The following is a 25,482-nucleotide window of genomic DNA, read 5'->3' as shown; positions in this document are numbered from 1 at the left end:
TCCTGCCTGGAACAAGAACATCCTGGAATCCCGTCTCTAATTGCCTGTTTGCGGGTCTCCATAAAACTTACTTATTACTCCAAAAATAATCGGTCTTAGGCAAGCAGGGAAAGCTTCGCTAGTGTTGATGGTAACAAAAAAGGGGATCAGAATGCCATTCTCCGATTACAAGACCGCTTTGGTCACCGGTGCTTCATCCGGTATCGGTGCCGCTGTCGTCGAGCGGTTTTGCCGCGAAAACATTGAAGTCCACGCGGTTGCCGGCAGCGCCGGCGCCCTGAATGAACTTGCCGAACGCACCGGCTGCATACCGCACGCGATCGACGTTACCGATCGCGCTGCAATTGCCGATCTTGCAAACAAGGTGCAGTTCGACATTCTCGTGAACAATGCCGGCGTCGACAGGCCGAAGAAGTTCCTTCAGGCTGATGCGGAGGATATCGACCTTTTGATCGATGTGAATCTCCGTGCCGTTCTCCACATCTGCCGGCTGATTGTTCCGGGCATGGTGGAGCGTGATCGCGGGCATGTCGTCAATATCTCGTCCATCGCCGGAAACTATAATTTCGGTGGCAACTCGACCTATCATGCCGTTAAAGCTGGTGTCGCCATGCTTTCGAACCAGTTGAGGCTGGATGCATTCGGCAGACGCGTCCGCGTAACGGAGATCTGCCCCGGCCGCGTGGCGACGGATATCTTCACTCACGTTCACGGCAACGATCCGAGCGTGCGCGAGCGCTTCATCGATGGTTTCGAGTTGCCGAAAGCGGAAGATATTGCCGACGCGATAGCCTTTGCCGTTGCCGCGCCAGTTTCCATGAATATCGGCCATATGGAAATTACCCCGACATTGCAGGTTATGGGCGGACTTCAGACGGCCAAACCGCAGACTGTGGCGCAAGCTGACGCAGCGAAGGAACAAAAGCCGTGAGCGGTTTCGACCTGTCGGCAATCCTGAGCGACCCGCAATATATTGCAATGCTATGGCACGGATTGCAGATGACCTTCGTCATCTTTATCGGGTCATGGTCTCTCGCAATGACGCTTGCGCTGGTCCTGTTATGCGTGCGGTTTTCATCGTCGCGTTTTGCTGATCGCGCCGTGGCGGCCTATGTTTCCTACCACCGCAATGTGCCCACACTCGTGCAATTGATGCTGTGGTACTTCGGGATATTCACGCTCCTGCCTTCAGGTTTGACGGACTGGCTGATCGGTCACAATGCCGAAGCGATCTTTGCCGTGGTGGGTCTTGGTCTCTGTCAGGCAGCCTATTTCAGTGAGGATCTGCGTTCAGGCCTGCGCTCCGTCAGCCCGGGACAGATGGAAGCGGCCAAGGCATTGGGACACGGTTATCTCTCCGCGATGCGCTTCATCATCATGCCGCAAGGCGTGCGCAATGCCCTGCCGCCGCTCATCAATCACAGTGTCTCCCTGTTCAAGAACAGCAGCCTCGCCCTCATTATCGGCGCTTCCGAATTGACGCATGCCATCAAGGAAATTGAAAATCTCAGCTTCCAGACCTTCGAGATCTATCTTGTCGGAACTGTTCTGTACCTCTTCTTCTCGCTGTTGATCATGGGTGCCGGTGCGTATCTTTCGATGCGCCTTGATCCGGCGTGGAGGGCACGCGGATGATCGGCGACATGATTACCATCGTTCATGACAACTGGTTGCTGCTGCTGATCGGGCAATATCCGAACGGCCCGCTTGGAGGGCTTGCGAACACGATCATCCTGTCTGCCCTTGCCATCGCACTGGCCTTTCCTGTCAGCATCCTTATGGCGATGGCGCGCCTGTCCAAGTGGCGGCTCCTGCGGTGGCCGGTAACGGGGCTGGTCTATGTCACGCGCGGCGTGCCTTTGCTCATGCTCATCCTGTGGAGTTATTTCCTCGTTCCGCTGTGGACCGGCGCAGACGTGCCGAGCTTCGTCATCATGTTGACGACGCTTGTCATCTATCAGGGCGCATTTCTCAGCGAAGTCGTAAGAGCGGGTATTGTCGCTCTTGGTGCGGGGCAGATGGATGCGGCGAGAGCGCTTGGCCACAGCTATCTCGGTGCAATGCGCTTCATCATCTTGCCGCAGGCGCTTTACAACATGATCCCCAGCATGATCTCGACATTCGTCGCCACGATCAAGGATACGACGCTCGGTTACGTCATCAACGTACCCGACCTCACCTTTGCGGCAAGTCAGGTCAATAATCAGCTTCTGACCCAACCATTCCAGGTCTTCCTCATCCTCGCGGTTGTCTACTACGCCATTTGCTGGAGCTTGACGTATCTCGCAAATGCCGTCGAGCGGCGTATCGCCAAACGCCGTGCCGGTGTGGTCGGTCGCCGGCAACAGGCATTGCAGGCGCAGGCGAAAATCATAACGGAGCAGCCATGACAAACACGGCATCATCAACACAGCAGACCATCCGCATTTCCAATGTCTGCAAGAGTTATGGCGACTACGAGGTTTTGAAGAATGTCGACGCCGAAGTCGCGCGGGGCGAGGTTATCGTCATCTGCGGCCCTTCCGGCTCCGGCAAATCCACATTGATCCGTACCGTCAATCGTCTCGAAGAGATCAACAGCGGATCCATCACGCTCGATGGGCAGGATATTCACGCGGCAACCAAGACAAAGGAACTCAATCTTCTGCGCAGCAGAGTTGGTTTTGTGTTCCAGAATTTCAATCTCTTCCCGCACCTGTCCGTTGTCGAAAATGTCACGATTTCCCCGATCCGGGTGAAAGGCGTCGCACCTGATGTTGCCCGCCAGAAAGCTTTGAAGCTTCTGGATCGGGTAGGCCTCTCCGACAAGGCCGGCGCCTATCCGGGGCAATTGTCCGGCGGTCAGCAGCAGCGCGTGGCAATTGCGCGTGCGCTGGCCATGGAGCCGCCCGTCATGTTGTTCGATGAACCGACAAGCGCTCTCGACCCGGAAATGGTTGGAGAGGTGCTGGCCGTCATGAAGGGGCTCGCGGCAGAGGGCATGACCATGCTTTGCGTGACCCACGAAATGGGCTTTGCCCGTGAAGTTGCCGACCGCATCTGGTTCATCGACGCCGGCGAAATTCTCGAAAAAGCGACGCCGGAAGAGTTTTTTACAGCACCACGCCATCCGCGCGCGCAGCGGTTCCTTTCCGATCTGCGCCACTGATACCAATCAATCATAAGAGGAGAACTGACCATGAACTGGAAATGCCTGACACTTACCGTTGCACTGGCTGGAACCGCTCTCGCGTCACCAGCGGCGGCTGATCAACTCGATACGATCATGGCGAACAAGGTGCTTCGTTGCGCAACCTTTGCTGATGTCGTGCCATTCGCGGCACCCGATCCGAAGACCCGTGAAATGGCCGGTTTTGACGTTGATCTTTGCAACGCGATCGCCAAGGAACTGGGCGTTAAGGCCGAAGTCAAACCGGTGTCGGTGGAAGCCCGTGTGCCGGAAGTCAAGCTTGGCCGCGTCGATATCACCGTCGCCAATCTCGCCTACACACAAAGCCGCGCCGAGCAGATTCAGTTCAGCGATCCCTATTATCTCGCCAAGGAAATGCTGATCGTGCCCGTTGATGATGCCGGCAAGAAGAAGTCGGATTACGAGGGCCAGCGTGTCGCCTCCACCAAGGGCTCGACCTCTGAAATGTCTATCAAGCTCAACAAGTCCGAGCCGCTGACCTTCCAGGATACTGCCTCTGCCTATCTTGCCGTTCAGCAGGGCAAGGCGCGGGGTATGGTGGCCAACACCATGACCACCACCAAGTTCGTCAATGAATCGAAGACCAAGGGCAAACCGATGCGCATGATCGAGGAGCCTATGCTCTATCAGCCGATCGGTGTCGGCATGGCAAAGGACAATCCTGCCCTCACAGCGAAAATCAATGAAGTGCTGCGCACACTCGACGCCTCCGGCGAGATAAACAAAATCTGGGACAAGTGGCTTGGCCCGAATACCGAATACAAAATGACCCGTACGGACAAGGTCGTCCCGCTCTCCGAGCTGAAATTCGACCCGATCCCCTGATCCCGCCTGGCTTCAAGCCACGGCAACGATTGACACATGACAATTAAACTCAATGCGAGTGGCGGGACGTTCCCGCCGCCAGCCTTACCGTGGGAGGTTTTATGATCCACATTAAAGATATAGCAGAACGGCCAAGCAAGGCAGAAATCGAAGCCCTTTCGAAGTTTTCGCCGGCAACCATCCACGAGGCACAGGGTCGCAGGGGCGCACTTTCCTCCCGCATCAAGCCTGTCGATTACCGCATGAAACTGTGTGGTCCCGCCTTTACCGTCAAATGCGCGCCGCGTGACAACATCATGTTGCAGCTGGCCATTAATTACGCCAAGCCCGGCGACATCATCGTGGTTTCAGCTGGTGAGTACGAAGAGGCTGGTTCCTTTGGCGACGTGCTGGCAAATGCCTGCCTTGCAAAGGGGATCGGTGGTCTGGTGACGGATACCGGTGTGCGTGACACCTTGCAGCTTCGAGACCTTGGCTTCCCTGTGTTCTCGTTCAGCGTCTGCATCAAGGGTACCGTCAAGGAAACGATTGCCGCAGTAAACGATACGATCATCATTGGCGATGAGATCGTCAATCCCGGCGACATCATTGTTGGCGATGCGGACGGTTTGGTGGTTGTGCGTCGTGCGGACGCTCAGGAATCAGCACGTCTTTCGCAAATTCGCGAAGATGCTGAAGCGGGCTTCATTGAAGCTTACAAGCAGGGCAAATCCGTTATCGAAGTTAGCAATCTGGAGCCCGTCCTGAAGGCAAAGGGGCTTGTCGTTGATATCTGATTTTTGTGTGGTGCAGCGAGGCGCGTTTGGCGTTTTTGAACTTTTAAAACCGTCGCAACCATAGCTACATCAATGCAAACAAAAGCCCTCCCCCCGCGGAGGGCTTTTGGCTTCACGGCTGACGAGACCATCGAACTCCAGGAAGCCCCAAGGGCGGCCCTTCTTGCGCGCTGCGTGGCCAAGGATCCAGTATGGGCGGATCGCGGTTTTTTATGCGTTCCGAGCTATGAAGATACGTCCGATCGTGTTGAGCAGAATCTGCGCAGCCAGAATGGCGGTTGAGCCGGTGTGATCGTAATCAGGCGCGACCTCGACCAGATCAATGCCGACGATCTCGCCACGCTTTGCAAGACCTGCAATCAGTTCCAGTACCTCGTAATAGATGAAGCCGCCATGGCTCGGGGTCCCGGTTCCTGGCGCGATGGACGGGTCGAAGCCATCGATATCGATCGAAAGATAATAGCGCTTGCCCGCGGGGATGCGCTCCACTACGGCGTCCACGCCGAGTTTGCGGATCTGGCGCACGGAGAGAATATCCGAACCCTGGGAGCGGGCATAGTCGTATCCTTCCTTTGCGGTGGAGGAGACGTTGCGGATACCGAGCTGGGTCATTCCGGTGACCCACGGTTTTTCCGAGGCGCGGCGCATGGGGCTGCCATGTCCGAAGCGGACGCCGTGACGCTCATCGACGAAATCGAGATGCGCGTCGATCTGCACCAGATGGATCGGCTCCTGATCGCTGAAGGCATTGATGCAAGGGATGTTGATGGAGTGGTCTCCGCCAAGCACCACAGGCAGTGCGCCGGCTTTAAGGATCTTGCGGACGCCGAACTCGATATTCGCGTGGCTGTTCACCGTATCGGTATGAACAATGTCGGCGTCGCCTATATCGACGATCTTCACGCCTTCCAGATATGTGACGTCGTCCTCGTGATCGTAGGCGCCCGCGTGGCCGAAGGAAAACAGGGTGGAGGCCTCACGGATGCTGCGCGGCCCGAAGCGGGCGCCGGGGCGCCATTGCGTCCCAAAATCGAACGGGGCACCGAGAACCGCAACATCCGCGTCGATCGCGTCCCAGTTTTCGACGTAGGGACTTTTGGCAAAGGTGGAAATACCGACGAATGGCAGGTTCAATCGTCCGCCGTCATAGCCGTGGGCAGTCATGGAGATGTCCTTTCAGATATCAAAGTGCGCGCTCGCGCCAGGTTTGCAGAAATTGGGAAAGGCGTTCGCTCTTCGGATTACTGAAAAGCGTCTGCGGCGCGCCTTCCTCAACGATCTTGCCGTCATCCATGAAGACGACACGGTTGGCCGCATGCGCGGCAAAACCCATTTCGTGCGTGACGATGACCATGGTCATTCCTTCCGCCGCGAGCGTCTTCATGACGGAAAGCACTTCACCGACAAGTTCGGGATCGAGTGCCGAGGTCGGTTCGTCGAACAGCATGGCGCGGGGGTTCACCGCCAGTGCGCGGGCGATGGCGACGCGTTGCTTCTGCCCACCGGACAGGCCGTCGGGTCGGCGGTCAGCGAAAGCGGCAAGCCCGACTTTATCCAGCATGGCGCGGCCGCGCTTTATCGCTTCGGCCTGGGGAAGACCATGGACGAGCCTGAGCGCCAATGTCACGTTTTTGATGACGCTCATATGCGGCCACAGATGAAAGTGCTGAAAGACCATTCCAAGCGGGCGGCGCGTCTCTGCCAGTTCTTTCGGACCGGCGCGTTCGCGGCCAAGCGGGGTTTCACGCCAGCCGATCAGGCGGCCGAAGACATCGACATCACCCGCGTCATAGGGATCGAGAAATGCAAGCGAGCGCAGAAGCGTGCTCTTGCCCGATCCCGAAGGTCCGATGATGCACAGGACATCACCCATATGAATGTCGAGATCGATGCCTTTCAGAACGGTCTTGTCACCGAACCTTTTCTCCAAGCCGCGCGCGGAAATAACAACTGTTCGTTCGCTCATGTCAGGAGCCTTCGGTGGAAAGGCGGCGTTCGAGATAGAGGCCGAGCCGCGACAGGATTTCGACGATTGCCCAGTAGAGCAGGGCAATGGTGAGATAAGGGGTTACGACCGCGAAGGTGATCGAGCTGATCGTACCGGCGACCTTGGTCAGCTCGCTGAGCGTGATGACGGACAGAACGGCGGATTCCTTGACAAGATTAATGGCCTGGCCGACGGAAGCCGGCAGCGTCAGTGCCAGCGCCTGCGGCATCTGGATGTGGAGAAAGGTGTCGCCGGAGGTAATGCCCAGCATTCCCGCCGCTTCGATCTCGCCTCTTGGAACGGCATTGAAACCGGCGCGGAAAATCTCCGCAAAGGGGCCAGCGCCATAGAGGCCGAGACCGACGATGCCGGCGGCATAGGGGCTGAGGATCAACCCCAATTGCGGGCCGCCATAATAGAAAAGAAACAGGATCAGCGCGAGCGGCGCGCCGCGGGCAAACTCCACATAAAGCCTTACCGGCAGGAAGATGGCCATGTACCGCGACCGTAGCGCCGCAGCCAGCACGATACCGATGATGACGGCCAGCGCGATACCCGCAATGGAAACTGTCAGTGTTGTGAACAACCCGGCCGCATAGAGAGGAATATCGTTCAGGAAGCCGGAAATCATCGCGTCGCTCCCTTTGTCAGGTGGCGTTCGACAAGGAGGCCTATTCCCGCAAGCAGCGCTCCAACCGCGACATAAAGCAGGAGAGCCGAGAGATAGGCGTCGAGTGGCCGGAAGGTGGTGGCCGCATATTGCTGAGCACGGCGCGTCAAGTCGGTGACGGCGATGACCGAAACGAGTGAGGAGTTCTTCACGAGAGCCTGTATCTCGCCGACAAGTGCCGGCAACATGGTTCTGAAGGCCTGAGGCACTTCAATGTGCAGGAATGTACGACCTGCGGAAAGGCCGAGCATGGCGGCGGCTTCCCGTTCTCCCTTTGGAATGGATTGCAGGCCTGCCCTGTATATCTCCGACTGGAAGGCGGCTGTGTTTAGCGCCAGCGCCAAAGTTGCGGCAGCAACCGGCGTCAGATCCAGCCCCAGAAGTGGCAGGACGTAGAAGACGATCAGCAGCTGGACTAGAATGGGCGTGCCTCGCCAGAAGGAGATGTAGAGACCGGATGCCAGGCGGGGCAGGCGGCCGCTGCGACCGCAGGCCGCGAGGAGAAGGGCCAGCGGCGCTCCCAGAAGAAGCGCCGAAAGGCTGACGGTCAGCGTGGTGAAGAGGCCGTCCACAAGAACCGGCCAGATGGCAAAAGATATCTTGTCCATGACCGGTTCGACCTGCCGGTCACTCAGTCGCCGGCAGAGTGGCGGGAAGCTCCATCTGCGCGCCGAACCATTTCTTCTGGAATTCCGCCAGTTTGCCGGATGCATTGAGCTTTGCCAATTCACTGTCCATGAAGGCATTTAGCGTCGCACTGTCAGTATCGTTGCGGCCCGCCCATGAGAAATAGGTCTTCGGTCCGAAGGTCGGCAGAACGACTTCAAAAGCATCCGGCCGCTGGCGTGCAGCTTCCAGAAGGTTTGGAAGCGAGTTGACGACGGCGCGCAGGCGCCCGGCACCGAGGTCGGCATAAGCTTCCGAGAAATCCGTGTAGCTGGAGACCGTCGTGGCATCCTTGCCGGCGGCCTTCAGTTCGGCGGAAAACGTCTCAAGCGCCTTGAGCTGCGCGGAGCCCGCCTGCGAGCCGACGGGCTTACCCGCGATATCTTCCGGCTTGGAGATCTCGGCATCGCCCTTGCGTTTCAGGATTGCCATCGTCGCATCGGCGACGGGTGCTGAGAGCTTGTAGGCCTTCATGCGTTCCGGCGTCACGGTGACCGAGGTCACGACATAATCGAAGCGGCTGGCGGCAAGGCCTGGCAGGATGCCCTGCCAGGGCAGATCGAGACGCTTCAGCTCAACGCCCGGCAAGGCTTTCATGACTTCTTGCATGATGTCAGCGGAATAACCGACGATCTTGCCGTCTTCGACAAATTCGAACGGCGCAAACCGGGCCTCGGTTGCGACAGTGAAAACCTTATCGGCCTTGATCTTTTCCAGAAGATCGGCGGCATGGGCGGATGCGCCGAGGCTGACGGCGAAGGCTGCGCAGAGCGTGAGAGATTTCAGAGTGAGCAGGTTTTGCATGGTTTCGTTCCCTTATTGGTTTGTCATTGGGGAGGAGGAAACCATGGACATTATTCCAGAAAAATAGGAAACTGATGAAGTTTATATTTGTAAAATTGATGTAACGGTTCCCATGCAGCTCGCGCAATCCGACCTTCGTTCTCTCGCCGTCTTCCGCGCCGTCGTGGAGCACAAGAGTTTTCTCGGCGCGCAAATCACGCTCGGGCTGAGCCAGTCCGCTGTCAGTTTCCATATCAAGGCGCTGGAAGACAGGCTCGGTTTCAAGCTGTGTCGGCGAGGGCGATCCGGTTTTGAATTGACGGATCGCGGCGCGCTCGTGCATGAGCGTTCGAAAGTGCTGTTCCTGGCGCTGAACGCCTTCGAAAGCGATATCGGTACGCTCAAGAACCGTATTACCGGTACGTTGCGACTGGGACTTGTGGACAACACGATTACCGATCACGACCTGCCCATTCACCGCATCATCGCCCGCATCAGCGAAAAGGCGCCGGAAGCACGTATCGAGCTGGTGATCGACACGCCGGACGCCCTGTTGTCGGAAATTGCCAATGGCGGCCTGGACATCGCACTTTTACCGGAAACGCTGCCGTATCAGGGCCTGAAGCTTTCGCGCTTCAGGGAAGAGGCGCATTCACTGTATTGCGCGAAGGGACACCAGCTCTTTCATCTTCCCGATGCCGAACTTTCCGTCGAGCGCATCGAATCCTTCGATTTTGTCGTGCGGCCCTATGCCAATATGCGTGAGCTGCAATATTTTCCGCAGGCACGGGCGCGCGCTTCGGCCTCCAACATGGAGGCGCAGGCGATGTTCGTGATGTCCGGCCACTATGTTGGGTATCTGCCTGATCATTATGCAGATGATTGGGTCCAGAAAGGAATTTTCCGGCCGTTGATGGCAGCAAAGACCCGTATCCAGTCCACCTTCGTTATTGCCACGCGGTCCGCTGAAAAGCCTTCGACGGTGCTCGATTTCTTCATTCGCGAACTCGCCGGTTTCGCATCAGAGGCGTTTCACAAGAACGCGCGCAAGGCGTAGAGCATACGCCGCTCATAGCCCCGTCGCCGCGAACGCCTACGTATGTTCCAGAGGGGCAAGTGTGATCTCGGGAAGAAATTGCCTTGCCGATGGCATCGCCGTTCGCTATCCATACTTCAATAATTCAAGGATTATTGAAGTATGGATCAGCATCAGGCTCTTTCGGCATTTGCTGCCCTCTCTCAGGAGACGCGCCTCGCGATCGTTCGAGCACTTGTCGTTGCCGGTCCTGACGGACTGGCCGCCGGTGCAATCGCCGAGCGCATGGGCGTCTCGGCGACGAACGTGTCGTTTCATCTCAAGGAACTGGAGCGGTCTGGCCTGGTCTCGCAACGACGAATATCGAGGTCTATCCTTTACAGCGCCAGCTACGACACTTTGGCCGAGCTTGTGAAATTCCTGGTAGAAGACTGTTGTGCCGAACATCCGGCGATTCTGGAGAATGTCGAGCGAAGCGATGGATGCGCCAGTCCGGCCGGCACTTCCTCCGATGGGGGCAATGTCGTTGCATAATTCGAAAGTACCTGCTGGCATCGTCTCAGCGCTTGGCCTCACGCAGATCATCGGTTACGGCACTCTCTATTACAGTTTCAGTATTCTTGCCCCCGGCATGGCGGAAGACCTCGACCTGACATTGGCGGAGGTATTTGGCGTCTTCTCGGTGTCGCTTTTCATCGGAGGTCTGTCGGCAACCTATATCGGCAGGCAGATGGATAGGATCGGAGCCGCCACGGTGATGACGGTCGGCTCAGGCCTTGCGGCCTTGATGCTGTCGCTCTGTGCCTGGTCACCGTCAGTCGCAATCTTCGCCGTTGCCATCATCCTGCTCGAGGTATCGTCCGGAATGGTGCAGTATCAGGCCGCATTCGCGACGCTGGTCGAAAGCGATCCCAGAACCGCATCCAGGAGCATCACCTACCTCACGCTGATCGGTGGGTTCGCATCGACGATCTTCTGGCCGATCTCGGCCGCGCTTTCCGAATGGATGTCGTGGCGTGAGATCTATCTGGTCTTTGCAGCGCTGAATCTGTTCCTTTGCATGCCTCTACACGTCTGGATCATGCGCGTCGGCAAGACCGGACCGAATGCGGATGCGGCCGTCCCTCGCGAAGCCATAATCGGAGCAATCCCCCACGATGCGCGCCGCCGAAGCATGATCATGGTGTCGTTCGCCTTCGCGCTTCTCGGATTTTCGCTTGCCGCGATCCTCGCGCACATGGTGCCGATGCTCGGTTCCATCGGGCTAGGTGGCGCGGCAGTAGTTATAGGATCTCTGTTCGGTCCGGCACAGGTCGCAAGCCGCCTGATCAACATGGTCTTCGGAAAGAACCTGTCGCCGCCAGCGCTCGCCGTCCTGTCGGCGGTGCTGATCGTGTTCGGCATCCTGATCTTGCTGGCAACGCGAGACTGGCTACCGGGGGCAGTCGCGTTCGCAATCTGCCTCGGGCTTGGGTCAGGCATCAACAGCATCGCGCAGGGCAGCCTGCCACTCTATCTGTTCGGATCGGAAGGGTATGGCGCGATCACGGGCAAGATGGCGGCAGCTCGACTGGCGCTCGGAGCCGGGGCACCCTTCGCGTTCGCGGCGTCCATGGAAAACTTTGGCCTGAGCCTGTCACTCATTGGAAACGCATGTCTCGGCGCGGTCAGCATCACGGCATTCGTTGCGGTGGCAGCATCCTGTCGGCGGCCAGCCACCGCAACAACCTAGGTCGTCAGATCGATTTCAGGGAGACCCGCTTCTCCAACTCGACCGCTTCTTCCTTCCGCTCGCTGTAGCGGTCGGTCAAATAGGCCGAGGCATCGCGGGTCATGATGGTGAACTTCACCAGCTCCTCGCAGACATCTACCACCCGGTCGTAATAGGGAGACGGCTTCATCCGTCCGCTAGCATCGAACTCCTGATACGCCCTTGCGACCGACGATTGGTTGGGGATGGTGATCATCCGCATCCATCGCCCGAGGATACGCATCTGGTTCACGGCATTGAAGGACTGGCTGCCGCCGGAAACCTCCATGACGGCGAGCGTCTTGCCCTGTGTCGGGCGAACAGATCCGAGTGAGAGAGGAATCCAGTCGATCTGCGACTTCATGATGCCGGTCATCGCGCCGTGGCGCTCGGGGCTTACCCAAACCTGCCCTTCCGACCATTGCGAGAGCTCACGCAATTCCTGCACCTTCGGGTGGCTCACCGGTGCTTCGTCGGGCAAAGGCAGGCCCTTCGGATCGAATATCCGAACTTCGCATCCAAGCCGTTCGAGCAGCCGCCCTGCTTCGAAGGCAAGCAAACGACTGTAGGATACCTCGCGTAGCGAACCGTAGAGGATCAGAATGCGGGGCTTATGTGTCGAAAAGGCCGGACGCAGAGCATCGAGATCAATCGCGTGCAGGTGCTGGCCCTCAAGTGCGGGGAATGTGTCAGGCAATGCGCTTTCCTTCATCATCGAGGACCTGTTCGCCGTCTTCTTTGGTAAACGGCCCCTTGAATGCGTCTGCCGGAAGTATATCCAGAACCACTTCCGAGGGGCGCGACAACCGCGTACCCATCGGGGTGATGACGAATGGTCGGTTGATCAGGATTGGCGTCTCGAGCATGGCATCGATCAACTGGTCATCGGTCAGTTCAGGATATCCAAGCCCAAGCACCGTATAGGGCGTGCCCTTCTCGCGGATCGCCTCGCGGACGGTCAGCCCGGCGTCGGCGATCATCTTGACGAGTTGCTCGCGGCTCGGCGGGGTTTTCAGATACTCGATCACAGTGGGTTGAATACCGGCGTGCTCAATGAGTGCGAGGGTGTTGCGCGAAGTGCCGCAATCCGGGTTGTGATAGATGGTGACGTCCATGCTCATTGCCTTTCGGTAATTGTGTTTCGGGAAACGGCTGGGGCCGCCTCGTACCAATCCTTCGAGCGGTTCACGATCCAGACGACCGAGAGCATGACCGGAACCTCGATGAGGACACCGACAACGGTTGCCAGTGCTGCGCCTGATTGAAAACCGAACAGGCTGATAGCGGCCGCAACTGCGAGTTCGAAGAAATTGCTTGCACCGATCAGTGCCGACGGACCGGCAATGCAGTGCCGTTCGCCGCTCATCCGGTTCAGAAGATAGGCGAGCCCGGAGTTCAGATAGACCTGGATAAGGATGGGGATTGCAAGCAAGCCAATAACGGCCGGTTGGGCGATAATCTGCTCGCCCTGGAAGGCGAAGAGAAGAACCAGTGTTGCAAGCAGCGCTAGCAGCGAAATCGGCTGCAGCCTTGCGAGAATGCGATCGAGCATCCGTGACGTTCCGTCCGCCATGAGCCGGTGCCGGATGAACTGCGCGAGGAAGACGGGCACGACGATATAGAGGGCAACGGAGAGGACGAGCGTGTCCCATGGAACGGTGATTGCGGACAGGCCAAGCAAAAGGCCGACAATGGGAGCAAAGGCGATGACCATGATCGCATCGTTGAGTGCGACCTGCGAGAGCGTGAATAGTGGTTCGCCGCGTGTCAGGTTAGACCACACAAAGACCATGGCAGTGCAGGGCGCTGCGGCAAGAATGATCAGTCCCGCAATATAGGAGTCGATCTGGTCAGCGGGAAGATAGGGGCGGAACAGCCAGCCGATGAAGAGCCAGCCCAGCAACGCCATCGAGAACGGCTTGACGGCCCAGTTGATGAACAGCGTGACGCCGATACCCCGCCAGTAGGTGCCGACCTGCGTGAGAGAGCGGAAATCGATCTTCAGAAGCATCGGAATGATCATCAGCCAGATCAGGATTGCGACCGGGATATTCACCTTGGCAATCTCGGCCGCGCCAATGAGCTGGAAGACGCCGGGCAGCAAATGGCCGAGGGCGACACCGACGATGATGCACAGAAACACCCAGACGGTTAGGTAACGTTCAAATGTGGACATCAGGCGGACTTTCCCGCGTGTGGAGTGCAGCAGGGCGTCAACTCGGCGATCAGCGGAGCGCAAAGCTCTGCCGATCCACCACAACAATCTTTCAGGAGAAACAGCGTCATGTCGCGAAGCTGTTCTATCTGCGCGCGATACATGATGATTCTGCTCTGGCGTTGCGATGATACGAGGCCCGCGCGTGACAGAACATTCAGATGCGCGGACATGGTGTTTTGGGGCACCACCAGCGCGCGCGCGATGTCACCCGCCGGCAAGCCTTCCGGTGCGTGCCGCACAAGAAGCCGAAAAGTTTCGAGACGGGTTGGCTGGGCAAGCGCCGCCAAAGCGAGAATAGCTTGTTCTTGTTCCATATATCCAGATTAATGGAAATATAGGCATAGTCAATGTGTTTTTGCGGGTGTTACCAAACACCACAAACTCCAGGGGATCATTTTACGACTATCGACAGAAACCCATTTCGGGCCGGTTTTTAGTGCGAAAAAGTCGTCGGCCCAGTCGCTTCGGCGACTTGGTATTATTGTACATGCGAGTCCGCCTGCATGAGTGGGACGCTACCCATGCAGGCTTGCTTCAAGGCATTGCGGACGAAACCGGCAAGCGTTCTGTTCGGCTCACGCGCCCGAACGGTCTCTCTGTTCGCGCCATACGGCGAAAGCTTTCTGGTGTTCGTCCTTCGTGCAGGGATAAAGACCGATGATGGTTGCGCCGCCCTTCACCTGTTCGACCACGAAATCCTCGTAAGCGGTCATTTCCACCGCTTCTGTCGCGATTTCGTCGGCAATTCCGGCGGGGATGACGATGACGCAATCCGCATCACCGACAATGATATCCCCGGGGAAAATCGGGGCATCGCCGCAGCCGATCGGTCCGTTGATTTCAATTGCTTCGTGTTTGGTGAGATTGGTAGGGCTGGATGGTCGGGTGTGGTAGGCTGGAATATCCAGCTCCGCAATCGTCGCAGCATCGCGGAAACCGCCATCCGTAACGACGCCGGCAGCACCGCGCACCATCAGGCGGGTGATGAGAATATCACCAGCAGATGCGGCGCTCGGGTCTTTGCGGCTGTCCATGACCAGTACGTGGCCGGGCGGGCAGGTCTCAATGGCGACGCGCTGGGGATGTGCGGGGTTGCGGAATTCCACCAGCTGGTTGCGGTCTTCGCGGGCGGGCATGTAACGCAGCGTGAAAGCGGGCCCAACCATGTTCGCGCCCTTGTGGCCAAGCGGGTGCACACCCTGAATGACCTGGTTGCGCAGGCCGCGCTTGTAGAGTGCGGTTGCGAGGGTGGCGACGGAAACCGTCATCAATTTTTCCCTGGTTTCTGTATTCATCTTATTCTCCTCGAATAGCGTGAGTGTCTGCACATCAGTTTTTGTGGATCGGTTCGTCTATGAAAACGCCGCCCTGGTATTTCGCGATTGCGGCATCCGGATCAGGGCGAGGGACATCCCGTTCGATATCGGCCCGGAAGCGTGCGGCATTATCCCGCCGCTGCCAGCCGAGAAAATCGACGTGGGAATTATCCCACCAGCTGTCGTCATTGGCAGAGACGCCCCAGATGACCGGGCAACCGAGTTTTGGCGCGTGAAATACGCACTCTACCAGGGAGACCAGATCGTCATGGCTGAGCCAGGTGGATAACATGCGCCAGTTGGTGGGCTTCTCTTCGCAGGAGCCGATGCGGACGATGGCCGTTTCCTGTCCGAATTTGGAATGGTAGAGGCTCGCCATTGCCTCGCCGAAAATCTTCGAGACGCCGTAAAGGCCATCCGGCAAAAACGGCGTCTGCGGCGATAGCTGCTCACCCTGCGGATAATATCCGATGGTGTGGTTGCTGGAGGCAAACAGGATGCGTGGCATGCCAGCAAGCCTTGCTGCCTCGTAAAGATTATAGACACCGCGCAGATTGGCGGCCTCGATGGGATCGTAAGCCTTTTCGACGGAGATGCCGCCGAGATGGACGATGCCGTCGCAATCCTTCACCAGCGCATGGACGGCGCCACCGTCCTCCAGAGAGCAGCGGATGATCTCTTCATTCGCTGCCGCCGCACCCATATCAACCACATCCGAAAGGCGGATGATCTCCGCGAGGTGGCCGAGCCTGCCGCGCAACATGCTGCCCAGCTTGCCGCCGGCGCCCGTAATCAGCAAACGTTTCATCATTTTGCGCGCTCCCGTCTCAGAATATGTCGGGTTCGCCAGCGGTGCGGCCGAAATCCGTCTGCAGGAAATCGAAATCGCATCCGGCATCCGCCTGGGTAACGTGTTTCGAGAAGATGTAGCCATAACCACGCTCGTAACGCGGCGGCGGCGCCTGCCATGCGGCCCGACGCTGGGCGATCTCCTCTTCGCTGACCAGCATGTCGAGACGGCGCTGGGGCAGATCGAGCCGCACGATATCGCCGGTCTTCAGCAGGGCAAGCGGCCCGCCGACGAAGCTTTCCGGCGCGACATGAAGAACGCAGGCGCCATAGGAGGTGCCGGACATGCGGGCATCGGAGATGCGCACCATATCGCGGTGACCCTTCTTGATCAGCGCCTTGGGGATGGGCAACATGCCCCATTCGGGAAAGCCTGGGCCGCCAAGCGGGCCCGCATTACGCAGAACCAGAACGTGATCGGGCGTCACATCCAGATTTTCATCGTCGATTGCCGCCTTCATCTCGGGGTAGCTATCGAAGACCAGCGCCGGACCTTCATGGAAATGGAGTTTCGGATCGCAGGCGGCGGGCTTGATCACAGCACCATCCGGGCAGAGATTGCCGCGTAGAACGGCAAGCGATCCTTCAGCGTAAACAGGGTTATCCAGCGAGCGGATGACGTCGTCATTATAGACCCGCGCGCCTTCGAGGTTTTCGCCCATGCTGCGGCCGGTAACGGTGAGCACGGAACAGTCCAGACGGCTTTCGATCTGCTTCATCAGGGCTCGCAGACCGCCCGCATAATAAAAATCCTCCATCAGGTAATCTTTGCCGGAGGGGCGGACATTGGCGATAAGCGGCGTCACGCGGCCGAGTTCGTCCAGCTCGTCCAGCGTCATCGGTACACCGGCGCGGCGCGCCATGGCAATCAGATGCACGACGGCATTGGTGGAACAACCGGTCGCCATGGCAACGATGGCCGCATTCCGAAACGCGGCCGCAGTAAGAATACGATCCGGGGTCAGCTCCTCGGCCACCATTTCCACAATGCGACGGCCACAGCCTGCCGACATGCGCTGGTGTTCGGCGTCCACCGCCGGGATGGAGGAAGCGCCGGGCAAAGTGAGACCGAGCGCATCGGTGATTGCCGTCATGGTCGATGCCGTACCCATGGTCATGCAGACGCCGGCGGAGCGGGCAATGCCGCCCTGCACGCCGCGCCATTCTTCATCGGTCACGTTACCGGCCCGGCGCTCGTCCCAGTATTTCCAGGCATCGGAGCCGGAGCCCAGCACCTTGCCGGCATAGTTGCCGCGCAGCATCGGCCCGGCCGGAAGATAGATCATCGGCACGCCGGCCGAGATCGCTCCCATGACGAGGCCGGGGGTGGTCTTGTCGCAACCACCCATCAGCACCACGCCATCCAGCGGATGCGAACGGATCATTTCCTCCGTCTCCATGGCGAGCATGTTGCGATAGAGCATGGAGGTCGGCTTGGTGAAACTCTCATCGACCGAAAGCGAGGGCATCTCGACCGGGAAGCCACCTGCCTGTAGAACGCCGCGCTTCACATCCTTCACACGTTCGGGAAAATGCGAGTGACAGGTATTCAGCTCCGACCAGGTGTTGAGAATGCCGATGACGGGCTTGCCGGCAAAATCCTCCTCCGAATAGCCAAGCTGCATCATGCGTGAGCGGTGGCCGAAACTGCGCAGATCGTCAGGCGCGAACCAGCGGGAGGAACGGAGTTTTTTGTCGGTCATGTCAAAGGTCCTGCTTTACGGGGCGTGGCGACGGAGGCTTAGTCCTGCTTCAGCGTCAGCCCGCTTTTCGTATCGAAGAGGTGGATATGTTGGAGGGGCGCCGACATGCGGATGACTTCGCCAGCCGATGTCGATGTCTGCCCCTCAAGATGCAGGGTGACGTGGCTGCCGTCACCGAGGTTGCCATAGAGATAGGATTCCCCGCCGAGCTGCTCTGCCGTTCGCACGGACATGGTCACCGCACCGTCCGGTGTGGGCTGCACATGGTTGGGGCGAATGCCGAGCGTGACCTTCTGGCCGGATGCGTAGGAAAAGCCGCTCTGCGGCAACGGGATCAATTCGCCGGTCGCGATTTTAAGGGACGGCTGACCTTCTGCTACTACTTCGCCGGCGAAGAAGTTCATCTTCGGCGAACCGATGAAGCCTGCTACGAAAAGGTTTGCGGGGCGATTATAAAGATCGAGGGGAACGCCGAACTGCTCGAGCTTTCCGGCGCGCAGCACGGCAATCTTGTCGGCCATCGTCATGGCCTCCACCTGATCGTGGGTCACATAGATCATGGTATTGCCAAGACGCCGATGCAGGCTGGAAATCTCGCCGCGCATATCCACGCGCAGTTCCGCATCGAGGTTCGACAGCGGCTCGTCAAACAGGAAAACCCGCGGTTCGCGCACGACAGCGCGACCGATCGCGACGCGCTGTCGCTGGCCGCCCGACAGGTCCTTCGGCCGCCGCTCAAGCAGCTGGTCGATCTGCAGCATCTTGGACACCTGTGAGACCTTCTCGACGATGTCTTTTTTCGGCGTGCCGATATTTTCCAGGCCGAAGGACAGGTTTTCCCGAACCGTCATATGCGGGTAGAGCGCATAGGACTGGAACACCATGGCAAGCCCGCGATCGGCAGCCGGAACCGCGTTCACCACATCGCCGCCGATGACGATATCGCCGCCGCTCAGCTCTTCAAGACCGGAGATCATGCGCAGCAGCGTCGACTTTCCGCAACCGGACGGGCCGACGAAAACACAGAACTCGCCGTGCTTGATATCGAGATCGATACCCTTGATGACGTCGAGGGCGCCATATGTTTTTTTGACCTGACGAAGCTCTATACTTGCCATTGTGTCATTCCCTCCCTTGAGGATCATTTTCCGCCGGTCGATGCGATGCCGGTGGCGATATATTTTTGCAGGAACATGAAGACCAGCGCGATTGGCGCCAATGTCAGCACCGTCATGGCCAGCAGATTGCTCCACTCTGTCGTCATTTCGCCCTGGAAGGAGTTGAGCGCCAGTTGCAGGGTGAAATTGTCGTTACGCGTCAGCACGATAAGCGGCCACAGGAAGTCGTTCCAACGCCACATGATGGCGAGGATGGCCAGCACCGCGAGCGCCGGTGCAGACAGCGGCAGGATGATGCGCCAGTAGATTTTCCATTCGCTGGCCTTGTCCATGCGTGCCGCATCTAGGATTTCATCCGGGATGGTCAGCATGTATTGGCGCAGCAAAAATACCCCTGTCGGTGTGGCCGCTCCTGGAATGATCACACCCCACAGGCTGTTGATCATGCCGAGCTGGCTGGTGATGAGAAAAAGCGGAACGAGCACGACGGTCTGCGGGATCATCAACGTTCCGACGACGAGTGCCAGAACCACGCCTCTGCCCTTGAAGCTGTATTTCGACAGTGCAAAGGCCGCCATGGAGTTCACGATCAGCATGATGACGGTCGACGTCACGGTGATGAAGGTCGAGTTCCAGAAATAAAGCGGAAAGTTGAAGCGCTGGAAAAGCTCGGTGTAGTTCTCCGTCGCCAGTGCAACCTTCTCGGCCGGGCGCAGCTCGTTGAACGGCATCTTCATGACTTCGCCGGGCTTTGCCGGATCCACCACCTGGGCGACGAGCCCGACGCGCCTGATCATGCCGAGCTTGCGGCCTTCCTTGTCGACAAAGGCCGGCAAAGGTGCGGCCTGACCGTCAACGACCACGGTTTCCTGCGCATAGGGAAGCAGGCGCGGCGGAAAACGCTGGAGGTCGGCTTCCGTCTTGAAGGAGGAGAGAACGAGCCAGAGAACGGGTCCGAACATCATCAGAACGGCAACGCCGAGATAGGCGTAGGACAGCCAGTCGGTCCAGTGCAATTTGCCGTTTCTGCCGCGTGTGCGGGTTAGAAATGCGCCAATCCTAGCCATCGACTTTGCTCCTGTTGGCCCGGAATTGCAGGGCAGTCAGCACCACGAGAACCACAGCAAGCAGCAGCGAAGCCGCCGCGGCCAGTCCGAAGTTGCGGGGTGTTCCGGCAAAACCAGTCTGATAGATGAATTGAATGATGAAGGTCGTCGCCGAACCCGGCCCACCGCCGGTAAATGCGAAGACTTCATCGAAGGTCTGTACGCCCTTGATGAGGGACAATACGAGAACCACCAGCATGGTCGGGGCGAGAAGCGGCATTGTGATCCGGCGGAAAATCCGCCACGGGCTTGCCTTGTCCAGCTGTGCCGCCTCATAGACGTCACGCGGAATGGCTTGAAGGCCGGCAAGCAGGATGAGCGTGTAAAAGCCCATATGCGCCCAGACGGACAGGAATACCGACCATCCAAAGGCAAGGTTGGCCTCCAGCAGCCAGTCCACCGAACCGATGCCGAGGGAATCGAGCGCAGCGTTCAGGACGCCGAAACGCTGCAATATCCACTTCCATATCAGCGCCACGACCACCGGTGAAAGCAGCACGGGAAAGAAGAAGACGGCGCGGAAGAAACCGCGTGCCCTGATGTCACGGTTGAGCACGACCGCCGTAATCAGCGAGAAGCCCACCATGAACCCGACCTGCAGCACGACGAAGAAAAGCGTGTTCCAGACGGAGCGCCAGAAAAGATCGCGCTGACAGGAATTGGGATCGAAATAGTTCTGGCACGAGAGAAGGACCGAGAAGTTTTCGCCGCCCACGGAGGGGCGTTCCGACAGCAGGATATGCTCGCTGCCGGTCACTGAATAAGCCATGTTGAGAACGATCGGCAAAAACGCGAAGACCGCAAACAACAGGAGATTGGGTGTCAGAAACACCCATGCGATGCGCCGATGCCCGAGCATTTTCTGCAAGAGGGCGAAAGGCAGCTCTATGATGCCCATGACGGGCGCAAGAAGTCTGTACATTGATGGTCCTCCTTCGATCCGGCGCGGCGCGGCAAGGCCGCGCCGGAAGGCGATGGATCACTTCGCCTGTTTCAACGCTTCCTCAAGATCGGCCTTCGCACGTGTCATGGCGTCGTCAACCGAGCTTTCGCCAACAATCGCCTGCGTGACGCGCTGGACGGAAATGTTGAACATCGCGCGGTTGTTCTTGTAGCCCTGATAGGCGTAGGCGACGGGGCTGATACCGGGGACCTGATCCAGCCACGCGTTCATGGCCTTCTGGGTCGCCGGGGTTGCGCCGGTGTAGTCGATAGGCTTTGCGCCGACGGCCTTGTGAGCCGGGACGTTGCGGGTACGGACGGTGAAATCGAGGTAATTTTCGTCCTGCGCAAGGAAGTTCAGAATATCCGCGACGATCTTGGGGTTCTTGGTCTGTTTGAAGCCCACGATACCCGTTCCGCCCGGCATGCCGGTGCATGCGGCCGGTCCGCATGGCTGCGACACGACTTCCCAGTCGAAAGCATCGCCGACCTGACTGTCGAAGCGCGCTGTCTGCCAGCTGCCGGAATAATAATAGACGAGCTGACCGTTGATGAATTCCTGCGCCGCGTCGCGGTAGGTATTGCCACCCTGACCGGCCCAGACGTCACGCGCCATGGTGCCGTCCTTGTTCCACTCGACGAATTTCTTCACGAAAGTGGTGAAGCCCTCGTCGACCAGGATCGGCTTGCCGTCGGCGTCGAAAAGTTTCGCACCGTAGGAAATAGCCGGACCTGCGATACGGTGACCGGAGCGGTCGATCGCCATGGGGTATGGCGAGCCGGTGGCCTTGGCCACTTCATTTGCGGCCTTCGCCCAGTCGTCAAAAGTCGCATCCTTGCCGGGAACGGCGACTTTCGCCTGATCGAACAAGGTGCGGTTGATGAAGGCGCCGGTAATGGTAAGCTGCGTCTGCATACCATAGATGCCCTTGTCGTCGGGGCCGCTACGATACCATTTCAGCACATCGCCGAAATTGTCCTGCCAGTACTTCGCATCCACGTAGGGCGTCAGGTCGAGATAATAGCGATTGAGGCCGCCAAGATCGGTGACGGTTGCGAAATCCGGGCCGCTGCCGCCGGCGAGCTGCACCGGCAGGCCTTCGAGAAGCGCCTTGTAGGGCACGATATCCGTAACGATCTTGACGTCAGGATGCTGTTTTTCGTAACGCGACAGGATGTCCTTCAGGACTTCGCAGCCGTTGCCGTCATAGGCGCAGGTGAAGCGAACTTCCTGTGCCTCAGCGGCACCGGCAAAAAATGCCGTCCCGAGGGCCAAGGCAAACGCCAGGCTGTATTTTCTGCTCATCTGGTTTCCTCCCTTTAGATGATTATGCCGTGGCGGACGCGCGCGGAGCCCAACCCTTGAGCCGCTCATTGTCAGCGGTCAGCGGCAGGCGAACGGCCGTGCCTTCCTGTACCGATGTGTAGATTGCGGTTACGAGTTCGATGGACTGCAAGCCGTCCGTAATCGTCACTTCCTTGCCCGCGCGACCCTCCATCGCATTTGCAATCGCCTCGACAAAACCGGTAAAGCCGTTTTCGCCATCTTTAACCGTTGCGAGAACGGCGTCGATCTGGTCCTGCGTGGTCGGCGCCCGCGCCGTAAAGTGCCATTTATCTTCCGCCGGACGATAGGGCAGCGTTCCGCTTTCGGCCGTGAAGCCTTCGAAGCAGAACCGCAGACGGGACGTGTCGTCGGCTGCACCAAGCGTGACCGAGCTGGTGGCGAGCGCGCCGCTCTTCATGCGGAAGCTGATGGCGGCGCAGTCTTCCGTCTCGATCCTGTTCACCCGGGTGTCGGCCATGGCGAAGACTTCATCGACCGGACCGAGGACATGGCACAGAAGGTCGTGGGCATGGATGGCGTGACCGAGGATCGCGCCGCCACATTCACCCTTCCAGGTGCCGCGCCAGGGAATGTCGTAGTAGCTCGCGCCACGGTTCCAGTGAACTTCCGAGCTTGCCACATAGGCTTTGCCAGCAAGTCCGGCGTCGATGAGGGCGCGCAGCTGCCGTAGGGCGGGACCAAAACGATACTGGAAAACCGGAAAGACGCGCCGTCCGGTCTTCTTGACAGAGTCCATCAGCGCATTTGCTTCCTCCAGCGAACGCACCAGCGGCTTTTCGCAGACCACGTCCTTGCCGGCCGCGTGGGCCTTCAGCATTACGGGGAAATGCAGATGCGGCGGCAGGCAGACGTCTATGAGCGAAATGCTTTCATCGGCGAGGACTTCTTCGAGATCCGCCGTGATGCGGATGGAAGAATTTTCGCCAGCCACCGCCCGTGCCCGCTCCACATCAAGATCGCAGATCGCCTTGACGGTGAAACGTTCCGGCAGCGCCAGATAACCGGTGAGATGCTGTGCGCCGATACCGGCGCCGATAATGGCGACGCCGATCATGCTGCGGTTCCTTCAGCCTTGGCCTGCGCCTGAAGCGAGAGGTCACAAACCTTGAAGACGTGTTCCTGCGTCATGGCAGTTTCCGTGCGGTTGCGGATATCGTCGCATACACGGGCGAAGTAGGGCAGGCCGGCACCGGATGCGTCGATATATTCGCAACGGTCGCCATTGACGAGGATCAGACGGTCTGTGCCCTCGGTGTTGCCGACATCAACGTATTTGCGCAGTTCGATGTAACCTTCGGTACCGAGGATCGTCAGGCGGCCATCACCCCATGTCGGCAGTGCATCGGGTGTGTACCAGTCGACGCGGATATACCCATGGCCCTTGTCGCCGCGCAGCACGACTTCGCCGAAATCCTGCAGGCCCGGATCGCCCGGATTGGCGTAATTGGCAACGGTGGCAGATACGATCTCAACCTCGGTGGAGCCGGTAAAGAACATGAACTGGTCGATCTGGTGGCTGGCAATATCGGTGAGAATGCCGCCATAGGCCTCGCGTTCGAAGAACCATGTCGGGCGAATTTGTCGGTTCAGGCGGTGCGGACCAAGGCCAACCGTCTGGATGACGCGGCCGATGGCACCCTGTGCAACCAGCTCGGCGGCTTTCGTGACGCTCGGGACTTCGAAGCGCTCGGAAAAATCGACGGTCCAGATTCTTTTGGTCTTGGCAACGGTCTGGCGCAGGCGCTCAAGCTGGTCGAACGTGGTGCAGCCCGGCTTGTCGGACATGACGTCCTTGCCCGCTTCCATGGCAGCGATGGCAAGATCGGCACGCTTGGACGGAATGTCGGCAATGATGACGAGATCGATGGTTTGGTCAGCCAGCAAATCCTCCTTGGAGGCAGCACGCGGCACGTCCGGGAAGCGCTTTACGAAACCTTCGACCACGTCCGGCTCGCCTTGCGTCCACCAGCCCGCGAATTGCGCACCGGCATCCAGCATGTTCTGCGCCATGCCGAAAATGTGCCTGTGCTCTATGCCGAGAGCCACGAACTTGATTGGTTTACTCATCCTGCAGTTCCACTTCCTTGCCGGTTTCGGCTGAGTTGATGATCGCGTCGATCAGTCTGTGAGACAAAAGAGCTGCTTCACCGGTGACGACCGGCGGACGCCCTGAAGAAATGGCGTCGACGAAATCGTCGAAAACGCCCTGGTGCCATTCATGCGTGAAAGCCATGGGATCGGCGCCGCCGCCGGTGCCGGAAGCGGCACCACCGAAGGTTTCCTGGCGGCCGTCGCGCCAGTCGACATGCAGCAGGCCGGATGCGAGCCGCAGGCTTGCCTTGTCGAAATGGAGAAGAATGGATTCAGGCGCACCGGGAAAGCTTGCGGTGCTCGCGACGAGCGAGCCGACGGCGCCGTTTTTGAAACGAAGGCCGGCCGATACGTAATCCTCGGTTTCCATCTTGTGAAAACGCGTCGTTGCCGCCATGGCCTGCACGCGGGCAACAGGGCCTGCAAGGCTCAGGGCCAGATCGATCGTGTGGATTGCCTGCGATATCAGAACGCCGCCGCCGTCACGCGCAAGCGTGCCGCGTCCCGGCTCATCATAATAGGCCTGGGTACGCCACCACGGCACCGAAATCTCGCAAAGGCCTAGTTCGCCGAGCGTGCCGGATGCGACCAGTTCGCGTGCCTTTTGCGATGCGGCGCGCATGCGGTGCTGGAAAATGATACCGAGCGTTACACCCGCATCGCGGCAGAGCGCTACCAGATCGGCCGCTTCCCGCGTGTTGCGGGCGACAGGCTTTTCGAGAAGAATGTGTTTGCCGGCTTTTGCAAGCGGACCGACGATATCGGCGCGGGCATTGGGCGGCGTTGCGATGATGGCGAAATCGACATCGCCGTCACGCGCGGCTTCCTCGATTGACGCGTATACGGCAACGTGGTGACCAGTGTGTTTTGCCGCTTCGGCAGCCAGCGCTTTCGCGCGGCCGGAGCCACCGTCGACAATCGCTTTCAGGCGGATTTTTTCAGGGCTTGCCGCACAGGCAAGCACATGCGTCTTCGCTACCATTCCGGCACCAACGATGACGCAGGTCTTGATATTTTGCATTCGGGAGCCTCCTTCCCATGGCCATTCAATTGCATACCGGTATGCCGGTTGTCAACACACCAGTGTTCCGGTATACCGGTTACAGAG

28 protein-coding genes are annotated in these 25,482 nt (G+C 58.7%); 9 read left to right on the top strand and 19 right to left on the bottom strand.

The features are described 5' to 3' along the window. Positions 1-151 precede the first annotated feature (151 nt). The 6 genes from FB593_RS19255 (at position 152) to FB593_RS19230 (ending at position 4,791) form a co-directional block, all read left to right on the top strand. On the top strand, positions 152-931 hold the full coding sequence (locus FB593_RS19255; protein WP_145166847.1) for an SDR family oxidoreductase: 780 nt from the start codon (positions 152-154) through the stop codon (positions 929-931). Further along, positions 928-1,635, top strand: coding sequence for an amino acid ABC transporter permease (locus FB593_RS19250; RefSeq protein ID WP_003518018.1), 708 nt, complete (start codon positions 928-930; stop codon positions 1,633-1,635). Before FB593_RS19255 ends, FB593_RS19250 begins: the two co-directional genes overlap by 4 nt. Further along, positions 1,632-2,390, top strand: coding sequence for an amino acid ABC transporter permease (locus tag FB593_RS19245; RefSeq protein WP_003518019.1), 759 nt, complete (start codon positions 1,632-1,634; stop codon positions 2,388-2,390). The genes FB593_RS19250 and FB593_RS19245 overlap by 4 nt, the downstream gene beginning before the upstream one ends. Further along, complete coding sequence (locus FB593_RS19240; RefSeq protein ID WP_003518020.1) at positions 2,387-3,148, top strand: amino acid ABC transporter ATP-binding protein; 762 nt, start codon at positions 2,387-2,389, stop codon at positions 3,146-3,148. The genes FB593_RS19245 and FB593_RS19240 overlap by 4 nt, the downstream gene beginning before the upstream one ends. A 30-nt stretch (positions 3,149-3,178) precedes the next feature. Continuing rightward, entirely contained in the window at positions 3,179-4,015 is an 837-nt protein-coding gene (locus FB593_RS19235) for an ABC transporter substrate-binding protein (RefSeq protein ID WP_019566615.1), read from the top strand. A 101-nt stretch (positions 4,016-4,116) separates the two neighbouring features. Continuing rightward, positions 4,117-4,791: a 4-carboxy-4-hydroxy-2-oxoadipate aldolase/oxaloacetate decarboxylase gene (locus FB593_RS19230; protein ID WP_035199831.1), complete on the top strand. Its 675-nt coding sequence runs from the start codon at positions 4,117-4,119 to the stop codon at positions 4,789-4,791. A 210-nt stretch (positions 4,792-5,001) separates the two neighbouring features. On the opposite strand, the gene speB is transcribed toward FB593_RS19230, so the two are convergent. The 5 genes from speB to FB593_RS19205 are packed head-to-tail and all read right to left on the bottom strand — an operon-like array spanning position 5,002 to position 8,918. Next, complete coding sequence (speB, locus tag FB593_RS19225) at positions 5,002-5,955, bottom strand: agmatinase (RefSeq protein ID WP_013761977.1); 954 nt, start codon at positions 5,953-5,955, stop codon at positions 5,002-5,004. 19 nt (positions 5,956-5,974) lie between these two features. Next, on the bottom strand, positions 5,975-6,757 hold the full coding sequence (locus FB593_RS19220) for an amino acid ABC transporter ATP-binding protein (protein WP_003518027.1): 783 nt from the start codon (positions 6,755-6,757) through the stop codon (positions 5,975-5,977). Between the two features lies 1 nt (position 6,758). Further along, positions 6,759-7,409, bottom strand: coding sequence for an amino acid ABC transporter permease (locus FB593_RS19215; RefSeq protein WP_035199832.1), 651 nt, complete (start codon positions 7,407-7,409; stop codon positions 6,759-6,761). After that, entirely contained in the window at positions 7,406-8,056 is a 651-nt protein-coding gene (locus FB593_RS19210) for an amino acid ABC transporter permease (protein ID WP_035199833.1), read from the bottom strand. The genes FB593_RS19215 and FB593_RS19210 overlap by 4 nt, the downstream gene beginning before the upstream one ends. Positions 8,057-8,075: 19 nt before the next feature. Continuing rightward, positions 8,076-8,918, bottom strand: a complete 843-nt coding sequence (locus tag FB593_RS19205; RefSeq protein WP_035199834.1) for a transporter substrate-binding domain-containing protein — start codon at positions 8,916-8,918, stop codon at positions 8,076-8,078. A gap of 112 nt (positions 8,919-9,030) precedes the next feature. Between FB593_RS19205 and FB593_RS19200 the strand changes: the two genes are divergently transcribed. From FB593_RS19200 to arsK, 3 genes are all read left to right on the top strand, one after another. After that, positions 9,031-9,954: a LysR family transcriptional regulator gene (locus FB593_RS19200; RefSeq protein ID WP_003518035.1), complete on the top strand. Its 924-nt coding sequence runs from the start codon at positions 9,031-9,033 to the stop codon at positions 9,952-9,954. A gap of 141 nt (positions 9,955-10,095) precedes the next feature. Next, complete coding sequence (locus tag FB593_RS19195) at positions 10,096-10,467, top strand: ArsR/SmtB family transcription factor (RefSeq protein ID WP_013761980.1); 372 nt, start codon at positions 10,096-10,098, stop codon at positions 10,465-10,467. Further along, the gene (gene arsK, locus FB593_RS19190; RefSeq protein ID WP_111802064.1) at positions 10,454-11,665 is read left to right on the top strand and encodes an arsenite efflux MFS transporter ArsK; all 1,212 of its coding nucleotides are present in this window, start codon (positions 10,454-10,456) and stop codon (positions 11,663-11,665) included. Before FB593_RS19195 ends, arsK begins: the two co-directional genes overlap by 14 nt. 4 nt (positions 11,666-11,669) lie before the next feature. Here the strand turns inward: arsK and arsH are convergent, their stop codons facing one another. The 14 genes from arsH to FB593_RS19120 form a co-directional block, all read right to left on the bottom strand. Continuing rightward, a complete protein-coding gene (arsH, locus tag FB593_RS19185) occupies positions 11,670-12,398 on the bottom strand; it encodes an arsenical resistance protein ArsH (protein ID WP_035199836.1) in 729 nt (242 codons plus the stop codon). Further along, on the bottom strand, positions 12,373-12,798 hold the full coding sequence (gene arsC, locus FB593_RS19180) for an arsenate reductase (glutaredoxin) (protein WP_003518039.1): 426 nt from the start codon (positions 12,796-12,798) through the stop codon (positions 12,373-12,375). Before arsC ends, arsH begins: the two co-directional genes overlap by 26 nt. A gap of 2 nt (positions 12,799-12,800) precedes the next feature. Further along, complete coding sequence (gene arsB / locus FB593_RS19175) at positions 12,801-13,859, bottom strand: ACR3 family arsenite efflux transporter (protein ID WP_111788747.1); 1,059 nt, start codon at positions 13,857-13,859, stop codon at positions 12,801-12,803. Beyond that, positions 13,859-14,215: an ArsR/SmtB family transcription factor gene (locus FB593_RS19170; protein ID WP_003518041.1), complete on the bottom strand. Its 357-nt coding sequence runs from the start codon at positions 14,213-14,215 to the stop codon at positions 13,859-13,861. The genes arsB and FB593_RS19170 overlap by 1 nt, the downstream gene beginning before the upstream one ends. Positions 14,216-14,476: 261 nt before the next feature. Further along, positions 14,477-15,196: a ribonuclease activity regulator RraA gene (locus tag FB593_RS19165; protein WP_003518042.1), complete on the bottom strand. Its 720-nt coding sequence runs from the start codon at positions 15,194-15,196 to the stop codon at positions 14,477-14,479. A 34-nt stretch (positions 15,197-15,230) separates the two neighbouring features. Next, complete coding sequence (locus tag FB593_RS19160; protein WP_013761986.1) at positions 15,231-16,028, bottom strand: NAD-dependent epimerase/dehydratase family protein; 798 nt, start codon at positions 16,026-16,028, stop codon at positions 15,231-15,233. A gap of 16 nt (positions 16,029-16,044) precedes the next feature. Next, positions 16,045-17,769 (bottom strand): L-arabinonate dehydratase, encoded by a 1,725-nt coding sequence (gene araD / locus FB593_RS19155; RefSeq protein WP_019566605.1) that lies wholly within the window; start codon positions 17,767-17,769, stop codon positions 16,045-16,047. A gap of 38 nt (positions 17,770-17,807) precedes the next feature. Beyond that, positions 17,808-18,887, bottom strand: coding sequence for an ABC transporter ATP-binding protein (locus tag FB593_RS19150; RefSeq protein ID WP_035199838.1), 1,080 nt, complete (start codon positions 18,885-18,887; stop codon positions 17,808-17,810). 23 nt (positions 18,888-18,910) lie between these two features. Next, on the bottom strand, positions 18,911-19,954 hold the full coding sequence (locus tag FB593_RS19145) for a carbohydrate ABC transporter permease (RefSeq protein ID WP_145166846.1): 1,044 nt from the start codon (positions 19,952-19,954) through the stop codon (positions 18,911-18,913). Next, complete coding sequence (locus tag FB593_RS19140; protein WP_003518048.1) at positions 19,947-20,915, bottom strand: carbohydrate ABC transporter permease; 969 nt, start codon at positions 20,913-20,915, stop codon at positions 19,947-19,949. Before FB593_RS19140 ends, FB593_RS19145 begins: the two co-directional genes overlap by 8 nt. A 57-nt stretch (positions 20,916-20,972) precedes the next feature. Beyond that, a complete protein-coding gene (locus FB593_RS19135) occupies positions 20,973-22,241 on the bottom strand; it encodes an ABC transporter substrate-binding protein (RefSeq protein WP_003518050.1) in 1,269 nt (422 codons plus the stop codon). Positions 22,242-22,263: 22 nt separating this feature from the next. After that, positions 22,264-23,337 carry a Gfo/Idh/MocA family protein gene (locus tag FB593_RS19130; protein WP_145166845.1) on the bottom strand — a complete coding sequence of 358 codons (1,074 nt, stop codon included), beginning with the start codon at positions 23,335-23,337 and terminating at the stop codon, positions 22,264-22,266. Then, positions 23,334-24,350: a Gfo/Idh/MocA family protein gene (locus FB593_RS19125; protein WP_019566602.1), complete on the bottom strand. Its 1,017-nt coding sequence runs from the start codon at positions 24,348-24,350 to the stop codon at positions 23,334-23,336. The genes FB593_RS19130 and FB593_RS19125 overlap by 4 nt, the downstream gene beginning before the upstream one ends. Continuing rightward, on the bottom strand, positions 24,343-25,395 hold the full coding sequence (locus tag FB593_RS19120; RefSeq protein WP_013761993.1) for a Gfo/Idh/MocA family protein: 1,053 nt from the start codon (positions 25,393-25,395) through the stop codon (positions 24,343-24,345). The genes FB593_RS19125 and FB593_RS19120 overlap by 8 nt, the downstream gene beginning before the upstream one ends. Positions 25,396-25,482 lie beyond the last annotated feature (87 nt).

Source organism: Rhizobium sp. SJZ105, from assembly GCF_007828365.1.
Taxonomy (GTDB): Bacteria; Pseudomonadota; Alphaproteobacteria; order Rhizobiales; family Rhizobiaceae; genus Agrobacterium; species Agrobacterium tumefaciens.
The sequence above is the reverse complement of the archived record's forward strand: the minus strand, read 5'-3'. Positions and strand labels throughout refer to the sequence as shown.